This window comes from Phenylobacterium sp. (genome assembly GCF_004297125.1).
Classification (GTDB): domain Bacteria; phylum Pseudomonadota; class Alphaproteobacteria; order Caulobacterales; family Caulobacteraceae; genus Phenylobacterium.
Window position 1 is genome coordinate 88354 of the sequence record NZ_SCVD01000026.1, and the last position, 11699, is coordinate 100052.

9 protein-coding genes are annotated in these 11699 nt (G+C 69.4%); 2 read left to right on the forward strand and 7 right to left on the reverse strand.

What is annotated here, in order from left to right:
• Positions 1-2: 2 nt before the first annotated feature.
• The gene (locus EPO51_RS19310) at positions 3-2282 is read right to left on the reverse strand and encodes a TonB-dependent receptor plug domain-containing protein (RefSeq protein WP_293353601.1); all 2280 of its coding nucleotides are present in this window, start codon (positions 2280-2282) and stop codon (positions 3-5) included.
• Positions 2283-2487: 205 nt separating this feature from the next.
• Between EPO51_RS19310 and EPO51_RS19315 the strand changes: the two genes are divergently transcribed.
• Positions 2488-4602 carry a phosphocholine-specific phospholipase C gene (locus EPO51_RS19315; protein WP_293353603.1) on the forward strand — a complete coding sequence of 705 codons (2115 nt, stop codon included), beginning with the start codon at positions 2488-2490 and terminating at the stop codon, positions 4600-4602.
• Positions 4603-4649: 47 nt separating this feature from the next.
• On the opposite strand, the gene EPO51_RS19320 is transcribed toward EPO51_RS19315, so the two are convergent.
• Positions 4650-5969, reverse strand: a complete 1320-nt coding sequence (locus EPO51_RS19320; RefSeq protein WP_293353605.1) for a DUF5690 family protein — start codon at positions 5967-5969, stop codon at positions 4650-4652.
• Positions 5970-6039: 70 nt separating this feature from the next.
• Positions 6040-6759 carry a UTRA domain-containing protein gene (locus EPO51_RS19325; RefSeq protein WP_293353607.1) on the reverse strand — a complete coding sequence of 240 codons (720 nt, stop codon included), beginning with the start codon at positions 6757-6759 and terminating at the stop codon, positions 6040-6042.
• A gap of 213 nt (positions 6760-6972) precedes the next feature.
• Between EPO51_RS19325 and EPO51_RS19330 the strand changes: the two genes are divergently transcribed.
• Positions 6973-7548: an HD domain-containing protein gene (locus EPO51_RS19330; RefSeq protein WP_293353609.1), complete on the forward strand. Its 576-nt coding sequence runs from the start codon at positions 6973-6975 to the stop codon at positions 7546-7548.
• Between the two features lie 12 nt (positions 7549-7560).
• Here EPO51_RS19330 and EPO51_RS19335 read toward each other — a convergent pair whose 3' ends face one another.
• From EPO51_RS19335 to EPO51_RS19350, 4 genes are read right to left on the reverse strand one after another with little or no spacing between them, the layout of a single operon-like run.
• Positions 7561-8511, reverse strand: coding sequence for an aspartyl/asparaginyl beta-hydroxylase domain-containing protein (locus tag EPO51_RS19335; RefSeq protein WP_293353610.1), 951 nt, complete (start codon positions 8509-8511; stop codon positions 7561-7563).
• A gap of 3 nt (positions 8512-8514) precedes the next feature.
• Complete coding sequence (locus EPO51_RS19340) at positions 8515-10434, reverse strand: sulfotransferase (RefSeq protein ID WP_293353612.1); 1920 nt, start codon at positions 10432-10434, stop codon at positions 8515-8517.
• Entirely contained in the window at positions 10431-11060 is a 630-nt protein-coding gene (locus EPO51_RS19345; RefSeq protein WP_293353614.1) for an aspartyl/asparaginyl beta-hydroxylase domain-containing protein, read from the reverse strand. Before EPO51_RS19345 ends, EPO51_RS19340 begins: the two co-directional genes overlap by 4 nt.
• Entirely contained in the window at positions 11057-11695 is a 639-nt protein-coding gene (locus tag EPO51_RS19350; RefSeq protein ID WP_293353616.1) for a sulfotransferase family 2 domain-containing protein, read from the reverse strand. The genes EPO51_RS19345 and EPO51_RS19350 overlap by 4 nt, the downstream gene beginning before the upstream one ends.
• Positions 11696-11699: the final 4 nt, after the last annotated feature.

An 11699-nucleotide genomic window follows, 5' to 3' on the forward strand; every position in this document is an offset into this window, starting at 1 on the left:
GGTCAGAACTCCGCCGTCAGACGCACGTAGTACTCGCGCCCGTTGACCCCCAGCGGGTCGAACTCGCTGAACGGCCGGCCGGTCGCCTCGCCGACGAGGCGGTCCGGATACGCGTCGGTGGCGTTCAGCACCCCGGCCTGGAGGGTGAAGCGATCGCGCAGCCGGTAGGCCACGGAGAGGTCCAGCGAGGCGGCCCCCTCGATCACCTGGTTCGCCCCGCCCAGGGGCGAGGTGGTGCGGTAGGCGCCGAAGCGGGTGAGATCGCCGATGAACCGCCAGTCCGCCCAGGTCAGTTCGGCGTTAAGCAGCGCCTTGCTCCTGGGCTGGCCGTCGGTGGTCAGGTCGATGGAGCCGGGGCCCAGCAGCGGGCTCCCCGGCAGCACCGGATTGGTCGCCTGGCGCCGCACGTCGGTGTCGAAGGCGCCGTAGCCGAAGGTCAGCGCCAGGCGCGCGTCGGGGCCCACGGCGCCGTCCCAGCGCAGCGTCGCCTCCCATCCCTTGGTGCGGGTGTCGGCGGCATTGGTGAAGAAGCGGGCGGCGGCGGCGTTGGTGACCCCGTTGGCCCGCAGGATGGCCGTGACCGCCGCCCCCTGCAGGTTCTCGCTGAGCGCGATGCGGTCGTCGATGTCCACCTGGAAGAGGTCGAGGCTGAAGGTCAGGCCGTGGCCGGGGGTCACCACCACCCCGCCTGAATAGCTGGTCGAGACCTCGGGCTTCAGCGGACTGGACCCCAGCGCGATGGAGATGGGATCGTTGACCGCGAAGGTCCCGACGTTCTGCAGCTGGCCCGCGTTGATCTGGCTGGTCACGGTGGAGAAGAACTGCTGCTGCAGGGACGGCGCGCGGATACCGGTGCTGGCCGTGGCCCGGAGTGCGGCCAGGGCGAGCGGCCGCCAGAATACCGACGCCTTGCCCGACGCCTTGTCGCCGAAGTCGCTGTAGTCCTCGTAGCGGCCGGCCAGGCCCAGATCGAGGCCCTCGGCCAGGCTGAGTTCGCCGTCCAGGAAGGCGCTCACCGCATGGCGATCCACGTCCACCGGCGTCGGCGGGTTGAAGCCTGGGAAACCCTGCGCGCCAGCCAGGGTGTAGGAGGCCACGTCGCCGGAGACCAGGCGGTAGGCCTCGCGCCGGTGCTCCAGCCCGGCGGCGAAGTGGGCGCCCGACAGCACCTCGAACGCCCGATCGAAGGTCAGGTTGATAAGGTTCTGCGAATAGCGCGCGCCGCCGCCGTAGAACCGCGTCGGGCTGGCCGCGCCCAGCGAGGTGTTGACGCTGGTGGAGACCCGGTAGTCGCCCTTGGAATGGCCGTAGGTCTCGGAGAGGTCCCAGGTCCAGCCGGCCAGCGTCCCGTGCGCCCCGACGGTCGCGCCTACGTCGCGGAGGTCCAGGTTGACGATCGGCAGGAAGCCGTTGGGATAGAAGGCCGGCGCCACGGTGGGCGCCCGGAACAGCGGGCTCATTTCGGAGTCGCGTCGGGCGTAGGTGGCGAAACCGTACAGCCGGGCGTCGCCCGCCAGGGGCAGCTCGGCGTTGGTGGTGACGTCGACGTCAGTGGTCTGGGGGTCGCCGAAGGTCGAGGTGATCCGGCCGAAGCGCGGATCGACCTCGGCGGCGTTGGTGTCGCCCCGGTCCCGGACCTCGGCCGTCACAGTGAGGAAGCCCCCGTCGCCCAGCCGGAACCCCTGCCGGCCGGTGACGATGATGGTCTGGCCGTCGCCGCGCTCCGTCTCGCCATACTGGACCGAGGCCTGGCCGCCCTCCGCGTCGTCGCGCAGCACGATGTTGACCACCCCGGCGATCGCGTCCGAGCCGTACTGGGCGGCCGCGCCGTCGCGCAGGATTTCCACCCGCCCGATCGCGGTGACCGGTAGGGTGTTGTAGTCCACCGGCACCGCGCCCCGGTACGCGCCGTTGTTGAAGGTGATGATCGAGGAGGCATGGCGGCGCTTGCCGTTCACCAGCACCAGCACCTGGTCGGGACTGAGCCCTCTGAGCGTCGCCGGCCGGGCGCCCGCCACCGAGGGGCCGGACGACGAGCGTGGGTAGTTGAACGACGGCGACAGGAACTCCAGCACCTTGGTCAGGTCGTTGTGCCCGCGAACGGCGACCTCGGCCCCGGACAGCACGTCCACCGGCGCGGCGGTCTCGGTGGCCAGGCGAGGCGCGCCCCGGCTGCCGACCACCACAAGCTCCGCGACACCGGGCGACGGATCCGCCACCTGACCCCACGCGGGCTCGGCCAAAGCCGCCAGCCCAGCGACCATCATCCAGCTCTTGCGCATACCGTCCCCCCGCCGTTTCGCGGGGCTTATCGGCGGCGCGCGGAAACCCGTCGAACGCAATGATCGCAAAGGCAATTGCGTCGGACGCAACGGGGCGACCTCCCGGAACACGACCCCCGTCAGGGCGACGCCGCCGGCGCGGTCTGTCGCCTCAAGGACATATGACGCCGCTAGAGAGGGGCCACCTGACCTTCCGGATTCCTCCATGCCCGCAGTCGATCGTCGCGCCTTCCTGCTTTCCGCGAGCGCAGCACTGGCCCTGCCCCCCGCCGTCGCCAACGCCCTGGCCATCGATGCGGACGTGCGCACCGCCACGCTCAAGGATGTGGAGCATGTCGTGATCCTGATGCAGGAGAACCGGGCCTTCGATCACTATTTCGGCGTGATGAACGGCGTCCGTGGCTTTGGCGACCGCTTCCCGATCCCGCGGCCCGACAGCCCGGGCGTTCGCCAAAAGACGGTCTGGACGCAGGTCAACGACACGGGAAAGGGCGGCCCGCCGCTGGTCTCGCCCTTCCCTCTGGATACCGTCGCGACCTTTGCCCACATGCGGGTCGAGGGTACGCCTCATGGCTGGTCCGACGCCCAGGCAGCCTGGAACGAAGGCCGCATGAACCGCTGGCCGGCCGCGAAGACCGAACGCGCCATGGGCTACTACCGCCGCGAGGACATCCCGTTCCAGTACGCCATGGCGGACGCCTTCACGATCTGCGACGCCTATCACTGTTCGACCCAGACCGGCACCAACACCAACCGTCTGTTCCTCTGGACGGGGACCAACGATCCGTCCGGCCGGCATGGCGGTCCCTCGATCTCCAACAGCCACGACAGCCTTGTCGCCGATGGGGGCGCCGCCGACCCGTATCGCTGGACGACCTATGGCGAGCGGCTGCTGGCGGCGGGCGTGACCTGGCGCATCTACCAGGACATGGCCGACAATTTCACGGACAACCCCACAGCCGGGTTCAAGGCCTATCGCGACAGCCACGCGGCCCTGCCGGGGTCGGACCCACGCCTGGCGGCGCTGGCCCTGTCCACCCGCAAGCTGGACGGCCTGCGCGAGGACGTGCTGGCCGGAGCCCTGCCGCAGGTGTCGTACATCGTCGCCCCGGCCGCCGATTCCGAACACCCCGGCCCTTCCAGTCCCGCCCAGGGCGCTGACTACACGGCCCGGGTGATCGACGCCCTCACCGCCGACCCCAAGGTCTGGGCGCGGACCGTGCTCTTGGTGATGTTCGACGAGAACGACGGCTTCTTCGATCACGTCCCGCCGCCGGCCCCGCCCTGCAAGGCCGCGGACGGAACGGTCCTGGGCGCCTCGACGGTCGACACTGCGGGCGAATATCATCTGGTGCGCAATCCCACCGAGGCCTCGGCCGAACGGGACGAACTCATGGGCCGTCCGTACGGCCTTGGCCCTCGGGTTCCGCTGTATGTGCTGTCCCCCTGGAGCCGCGGCGGCTGGGTCAATTCGCAGGTCTTCGACCACACCTCGGTGATCCGCTTCCTGGAAGCGCGGTTCGGGGTGACTGAGCCCAACATCTCACCCTGGCGGCGGGCGGTCTGCGGCGATCTGACCAGCGCCTTCGACTTCAAGACTCCGAACGACACGCCCTTCGGCCGCACCCTGCCCACCACCCAGGCCCTCGCGGGTCGGGCGGCGGCGCTGAAGGCCACCACCGTGCCGCCGACCCCGGCCGAACCAACGGTCCCGATGCAGGCGACAGGGACCCGCCCCTCGCGCGGCCTGCCCTACGAACTGCGCGTGGACGAGGGCGGGCAGGATGGCCGCCTGACGCTGACGTTCGGCAATGACGGATCGCAGGCGGCGGTCTTCCACGTCTATGACCGGCTACGCCTCGACCTGCCGCCGCGCCGCTACACTGTCGAGCCGGGAAAGCAGGCCCGCGACGCCTGGCCCAGCGGGGCCTACGACCTGTGGGTGTTGGGTCCGAACGGCTTCCACCGACACTTCATTGGAGGGGCTCCAGGCGAGGATCCGATCCTGAGCGTCGTGACATCTCCGACCGCAGGCCTGATCAGCCTGACCCTGCGCAATCCCGGTGGCGCGGCCAGGACCCTGGCCGCCAGGCCAAACGCCTATGAGAGGGCCTTCCGTCCCTGGAAGATGACGTTGCCGCCGGCGGGCGACGGCCGCAAGGACCTGCGCGTGACGGCCACCGGCGGCTGGTACGATGTGTCGATCGAAGCCGGCGGCTACCTGCGCCGCTTGGCGGGTCGACTGGAGATGGGCGTGGACACCATCAGCGATCCCGCCATGGGCGGAATGGCGGTCATGGATCAGCCTTATCGCGGGTGACCAGGCTGACTTGCGCCGTTCCAGGCCAAGCCGTCAGTCCCGCAATATCAGGCGAGCGCATCCTGCGCGGCGGCCACCGACGCGGCGGCGTCGCCTGTCCGACGGCGGCGCAGGAAGTAGATTCCGGCCATCACGGTGCACACCGCGCCGACGGCGCTCGTCGCGTAGGCGCTGGCGATGAAGAAATCCAGCCAGTCCAGCTGAACCCTGGCGAAGTTGCGCCAGATCAGCAGGGCGACACTGCCGAAATAGCCCGAGGCGTCGGCCACGTAGATCAGGAATCCCGCCGTGCCGATCCGGCCGCTGTAGGCGATCATCCGATCAAACAGCATGGCGTTGAACGGCGTGTAGGCCATGTAGAGGCCGGCGCCCGTCAGGATCATCCAGACCAGGGGGGCCACAAGCTGAGCCTGGAAGGCCAGGGTCGAGAGGCCCAGCACCAGGAAGCCCGCCAGAATGATCCCGTGCATCACAAGGAGGGCCCGCAGGTTGTCGCGAACCCACATCACCGCGCCCAGCACCACCAGGGCGATGGCCGCGACCGGCAGCTCGCTTGCGGTGAAGACGCCGGACGCCTCGCCAAACCCCAGGGCGGTCCAGATCTCGGCGGCGAAGTTGTCGCGGAAGTCGCGGAAGGCGGTCAGCAGGACGTAGGACATGACCAGCAGCACGACGCCGGGCGCGTAGGCGGCCAGAAAGGCGCGGCGCTGGGCGCGGTCCATTGGCTGGCGACGCACGCGGGCGGCCTCGTCGGCGGCGCTGGGCGGCGGCAACTGAACCAGGGCCCAGACCGAGACGGCCAACAGGGGCATGAAGAGCGCCCCGGTGGCGGCTGGCATCCAGAACGGCGAAACATGGAGGTCGACCATCAGCCACTTGCCGACCGACTTCACGACACCGGACGACAGGATGAAGCTGGCGCAGAGGATGGCGCCCAGCACCTCCGAGGTGCGCCGCCCCTCCATGAAGCCGAACACCAGGCCCCAGATCATGCCCAGCGGCAGGCCGTTCAGGACCAGGGCCGCGACGTTCCACGGCGCCGGGACGACCGCAAAGGCCAGGAGGGCCAGCCAGGAGGCGCCGATCAACCCGAGAATGGCCGCGCCGCGATGCGCCGGCGCGATCTCGGAGATCACCTTGACTCCGATGAGCTTGGAGGCGGCGTAGCCGGCCACCTGGGCCAGCACCAGCGCGATCTTGTAGTCGACCGCGAAGGTCCAGCCGTCCACCTCGCCGAAGGTCGCCGCCGCGAAGGGCTTGCGGAACGCGTACATGGAAAAGTAGGCGCAAAAGCCCGCCAGGCCCGCGAACAGGGTAAAGGCCGCGGGGTTGGCCTGCTCCAGCCAGCGGCGCGGACCTGAACTCAAATTGACGCCCCCAGGGTGAGGCGTGTGGTCTATACCACTTGCATGGCGGTTCGGTGACGGATGGACTGCGTCAGCGGACGCGGATGTCGACGCTGACCTTCAGGGCGTCGTGACGCCAGTATTCGCGGTCGAATTCAACCACGCGCCCCTGCGCATCGTAGCAGGTACGCTCCACGCTGAGCCCGGGCAGGCCAGATTTCACCCGAAGGGCTTCGGCCTCGCCCCGGATCAGGGCGCAGGGCCGCATGTCGACCTTGTTGCGCGCGACGCCAATGCCGTAGATCGACTTCAGGACGCTGGTCAGCGAGCCGTCGAGATCGTGGTCGATCAGACCCGGCGCCAGGGACGCATCGACGACGATGCTCTCGATCAGCACGGCGCGGTCGTCGATCGAACGGCGGCGGCGGATCCAGTACATCGGCGCGCCGACCGGGCGCGAAAAGATCTGCGCCAGCATACCGTCGCAGGCGATCTCGGTCTTGCTGAGCGTCTCGGTCGCCGGTCGTCGCCCTTGCGCCTCGACGTACGACATGAAGCCTTCCCAGCGGGTCGGGTCGTAGACCACAGGCGGAGGAGAGACGTACCAGCCGCTCCGGTCCTTCCGGTAGATCAGCCCCTCGGCCTCGAGCTGGAACAGCGCTTCCCGGACGGTGCCCCGCGCCACGCCGCCGCCGACCTGCAACTGGCGCTCCGACGGCAGGCGCTCGCCGGCCTTGAGCTCGCCGCCGCCGATCCGCTCGGCGATTCCGTCGCGGACTCCAAGATACTGGAGGATGTCTGGCTGCTGCATCGGAGGGACCTGTCGGCGGTCCAACACCGCCCTTCGCGAGGATGGGAGCCCGCTAGGTCGAGGTCAACAAACGGGATCACCCGCTGACGGGCATCTCGCCTGCGATCCCGCTTCACGAAAGTTTCGCCAAAGATCGGGCATATTTGGTCTATACCAATTCTGCGCGCACCCCAACCACGCGCAGTTCAGTGAAGTTGGCGTCACGGATACGCAATGACCTCTCGTCTCACGGCCGATGCTTTCGTGGCCGAACTCGCCGACCTCTTCGCCCGGCTGGGCGGCCTCCATTATGGAGAAGACGTCAGCCAGCTGGAACACGCGCTGCAGACGGCGCATCACGCCAAGCTCGACGGGGCGCCGCCGGCCCTGATCGCCGCGGCCCTGCTGCACGATGTCGGCCACATGATGCAGAAGGCCGGCGAGAACGCCGCCGACCTCGGCGTCGATACGCGCCACGAGCACATCGGCGCCGGCTATCTCGGGCGCGCGTTCGGCCCCGAGGTGACGGAGCCGATCCGTCTGCACGTGGCGGCCAAGCGCTACCGGGTGGCCGTGGATCCCGCCTATCTCGAAGGCCTCAGCAAGGCGTCGCTGCAGAGTCTGGCGCTGCAGGGCGGCCCGATGAGCGAGGGCGAGATTGCGGCGTTCCTGGCCAAGCCGGCGGCCCAGGCCGCCCTGCGGCTGCGCGGCTACGACGAGGCTGGCAAAGCCCCGGACGCCGACGTGGCCGGCTTCGAAACCTATCGCGCGCTGCTTCGAAATCAGATCGATCGCGCGAACAGGATCTAGCTCCGCCCCCGTTCAGGGCGTGACCTCGCCGGCGACCAGATGCTGTAGCACGCGCTTCTCGAGCACCAGCAGCGCGCTGGCGTTGTTGGTGCGCATGACGAGCCCTTCGGCGAGCGGCTTCGCGGCCTCATGCGCGGCGCGAGCCAGGCGCTGGAAGTCCGGCCGCCCCTGCCCGCCGGCCCCATGAAGCGCGCAGAGCTGGCGCCAGTCGAACACGAAGTCCTCCAGCAGGGCGCTGAACCGCGCGGCGCGCTCCCGGGCTTCGGCGGCGTCGGTGGCGAGCGCCAGCTCCGCGCGCAGGTCATCGACCAGCAGCTGGACTTCGGCGGCAGGCATGACCGGCGAGCGTTGATCGCCCTCGGTGAGCAGTTGCGGACGGATCCCGGGGTCCCAGCCGACTGTCCGCCACTGGTCGCGTGGCGGCGCCTGCCCGCAGGCGAACCGCCAGAACGCCGCCGTGCCGCTGGTGTCGGCGACCAGATGGATGCGCGCCGCGTCGGCCCCGTTCTCCACGTGGTGCCGGCGCCAATTGTCGAAGATCCAGGCCTCGCCCGCGGCCATGTGCACGGATTGCCCGTCGCAGTGGAATCGCACCTGCGGCCAAGTGAAGATCGGAATGTGGAGCCGCACCCGCGTATGCCAATGGTAGTTGATGTCGGCATGCTCGGGGACGCCCGCGCCCGGGGCGAGACGCATCAGCCGCGACCGGCTCCAGACCACGCCGAACCCCGCGAGGACCTGGCGCAGGTAGGGCATGTCCGCGAGCCAGGGGGTCGGCAGCATCTGCCCGTGGACGGAGTCCGTCTCAGCCCCTCCGGCGCTGATCAGCCGCGCGGCGCTGTTGCCGGGCACGCGGTCCGGGTGCGGCCCCCACGCCTCGGCCGGCAAGGCCGCGACCTCGGCCTGCAGACGCTCCACCTCGAAGAGCACGGGGAGTTGGAAGAAGGGGCGGGACAGCCGCATGGTTCAGATCCTGTAACCCGTCAAGGCATCGCCCAGCGCGTGCTCCAGCGGCGCGAGCCAGGACGCATAGGACCGCCATTGCTCCAGACCCTCCCGACCGATGGGCTGGCGGACCTGTTCGGAACTGGGTGTGCGCACGCTGCGCCGGGTTTCGTGGAACGCCAGGCAGGCCGGCTCGAAGGGCAGCCCACAGTGCTTGAGCATGCGCCGCACGCTGCCTTCCAGGTCCTCGACCACGTCCTCGTACTGCACCCTCAGCACCCGTCCCGGCAGGACGGCGTCCCAGTGGCGCATAAGGCCGAGGTAGGTCCGATAGTGGCGCGCCACATGGTCCATGTCGTAGGCGAATTCCTGGTTGGCGCCGCCGAACAGCTGCTTGAGGTTGCTGAAGCCGCACGCCATCGGCTCGCGCCGCACGTCGATGATCTTCGCCCGCGGCAAGATCAGGTGGATGAGGCCGATGTGCCAGAAATTGTTCGGCGCCTTGTCGATGAAGAACGCCCTGCCCAGCCTGCGATAGGTCCGGGTCTCAACGAGGAAGCGCTCGCCCAGCGCCCGGGCTTCCCCGGCCGTCAGGCGGCGCACTGCGTCAGGGTCCAGCGGCAAGCCGCAGTCCGGATCGCGGCCGTAGAGTTCGCCGGCGTACCGGTCGATTTCGGTGAGCTCCTGCGTCCCCTCCACGCGCGGGTGGGAAGCCAGGATCTGTTCGATCAGTGTCGAGCCCGAACGCGGCAGCCCCAGGACGAAGATCGGCGCCGGATCGTCCACGCCCCAACCGGCGCGCGCCGCGAAGAAGTCGCCGGTGAACACCTGCTTCAATCGAACGGCGCAGGATTCCGCCGCCTCCGGGCGATGCCGGCTGGCGGCGCGCCGCAGCGCATTGCCGCGCTCGTAGAGTTCCCAGGAGGCGGCGTAGTCGCGCCGGTCCTCCAGCGCCTTGCCCAGCGCGAAGCACAGATAGACCCGGTCCATATCCTGGACGCCGGGCCGCGATTCCACGCCGCGCATGCGCGCGATGTCGTCGTCGGTGAAGCGATGGGTCTTGAGGTTGGCCAGGCTGAACCAGGCCACGCCATAGTCCGGCCGCGCCGTCAGGGCGGCGCGGTAGTCCGCAACGGCCTCCTGCCGCCTCCCCGTGATCTTCAGGGCGTTCGCCCGCCACAAGCGCAGGTCGGCGACCTCAGCCTCCGACTGACATTGGCCCGCTAGCAGCGTCTCATAGAGCGCGATCAGCGGCTCGTAGTCGCCCAGCCCGATACACGCCGCGCCGTACTGCTTGAGGTACTCGCGGTTGTGGGGCTCATGTTCGAGCAGGCGCTCGGCCTCCTGCCGCGCCTGCAGGTGCTTCTGCTGCTGCAGGAGCACCATGGCGTAGTCCAGACGCGCGGCGTGGTAGTCCGGTGCGCGCTCCACCACCGACTTCAGCAACGCCTCGGCCTCGCCCGGCGCGTCGCGATCCCTTCGGATGCGCGCCAGCAGGCGCAGCGCGCCAACGTTGTCGCCATCCTTCCGCAGGTAGTCCCGAATGACCTCCTCCGCCGGCGCCAGGTCGCCATCGGCGAACAGGCTGTTGGCCGCCACCACCTCCGGCGGCAACTGCCTGAGCGCGGCCAGATGCTGCGCCGCCACGGCCGCCTGCGCGGCGTCGCCCGCCATGCGGTAAAGCTGCTCCAGCATGTCCCAGCACGCCGGCAGCGTGGGGTTGAGGCGAACCGCCTCCTGCAGCGCCTCGACCGCCGCCGGGGCGTTCCGAAGCAGGACTTGGCAGTGGCCGCGCTCCTGATAGAGGCGGCTGAACCGTGGATGCAGCGCCTCCAGCCGCGCGAGCGCAGCCAGGGCGTCCGGGATACGCTGATGCGAACGCAGGTCCCTCGCTGCCTGCAACAGCGCGTCGCGATCGCCGGGTTCGGCGGAGGATTTCATCGCGCCGCGCCAGCCAGCAGGAACGGCTCCAGCCAGTCCGGGTCCGGCTGGTCGGCGTCGTAGTACTCGAAGATCAGATGGACGCGGTCGGTGTCGCCGCCGTTGCGCACCCAGTGCGGGCCAAGGTTGTCGACCTCCACCGCGTGGCCGGGCGGGAAATGGTGTTCGCCGCCGCCGAAGAAGCACACCACGCCGGGGTTGGTGGAGAGCGGCACGTGGATCTTGTGCGGCCACTTCGCCGCCGGGTTGGCGTCGATGTGCGGGTGGATCACCCCGCCCGGCGGCATCCTGGCCAGCATCACCCGCGGGAACACGCCCCGCGCATAGCCGTAGTCGCGGACGGCCTGCGCCAGCACCGGTTCCAGCAGGCTCCGCCATTCGGGCCAGGCCCGGCGATCGTGCGACCCGCGCCAGTCGCGGGGACTGTCGATGAAGCGGAAGACGATGTGGCGCGTCTCGTCCAGCACCTCGAACCTGTTCGGCTTGCTGGCGTTCTCCGCGTCCCAGACGTCCTCGGGGATCGCCAGGACGGCCGCCTGCAGCGCGGCGATATCGACCGGGCCGAGCTTGCGGACGCTGGTGGTCTTGCGCGGGTTGGCGGCAGGCCCGGGAGACACGGCGCTCATTGCAGGCCGTCGAACGTGTAGCCGAACAGGTCCAGATCCTGAGCGTAGCGTGCGGCGACGCCGTCGATCAGAACCTGGTCGTAGTAGCGACGATAGTCGCCGCGCCGGCTGCCGTTGACGCGATCGAGCCGGCGGGTGGGGATGCCGATGCGGTCGCAGATCGCGTCGTAAGACCCCTGCATATCCTCCACGCGCCCGATCCCGTCGGTCAGCAGGGTCTCGCCATCCGCCCCCACCAGCAGCGAGGCCTGGGGCTGGAACAGGATGTGGTGTTCAGGGGGCTGTTCGAACAGGAAGTGGCGCATCACGTCGCGCGACCGCTGCTGAAAGACCTCGCCGTCGCGCAGCATGAAGGCGCAGTACGAGACGAAGCGGTCGAACGGATTGCGGACGAAGGCGAACTTGAAATAGTCGCTGAAGGCCTCCTCGCCGAGGTACGGGCGCACCTGCGTCAGGGCCAGGTGGCCATGCCGGATGGCCGCCAGATCCTCCCAGGGGAAGCGCTTGTTGACGAAGAGGCCGACCTGCTCGACGTCTTCCTCGCCCAGCTGCTCGCGCAGGGCCTGTCGCACGGCGTGGGTGCCGGTCTTGGGCACCGCGGCGAAGATGAAGCGGTGGCGGTGGGAAACGATCACGCCT

Coding starts and splice junctions, on each gene's coding strand:
- EPO51_RS19335 (WP_293353610.1), bottom strand. CDS start 8,511: ATGCGGCTGTCCCGCCCCTTCTTCCAACTCCCCGTGCTCTTCGAGGTG.
- EPO51_RS19345 (WP_293353614.1), bottom strand. CDS start 11,060: ATGAGCGCCGTGTCTCCCGGGCCTGCCGCCAACCCGCGCAAGACCACC.
- EPO51_RS19325 (WP_293353607.1), bottom strand. CDS start 6,759: ATGCAGCAGCCAGACATCCTCCAGTATCTTGGAGTCCGCGACGGAATC.
- EPO51_RS19340 (WP_293353612.1), bottom strand. CDS start 10,434: ATGAAATCCTCCGCCGAACCCGGCGATCGCGACGCGCTGTTGCAGGCA.
- EPO51_RS19330 (WP_293353609.1), top strand. CDS start 6,973: ATGACCTCTCGTCTCACGGCCGATGCTTTCGTGGCCGAACTCGCCGAC.
- EPO51_RS19310 (WP_293353601.1), bottom strand. CDS start 2,282: ATGCGCAAGAGCTGGATGATGGTCGCTGGGCTGGCGGCTTTGGCCGAG.
- EPO51_RS19315 (WP_293353603.1), top strand. CDS start 2,488: ATGCCCGCAGTCGATCGTCGCGCCTTCCTGCTTTCCGCGAGCGCAGCA.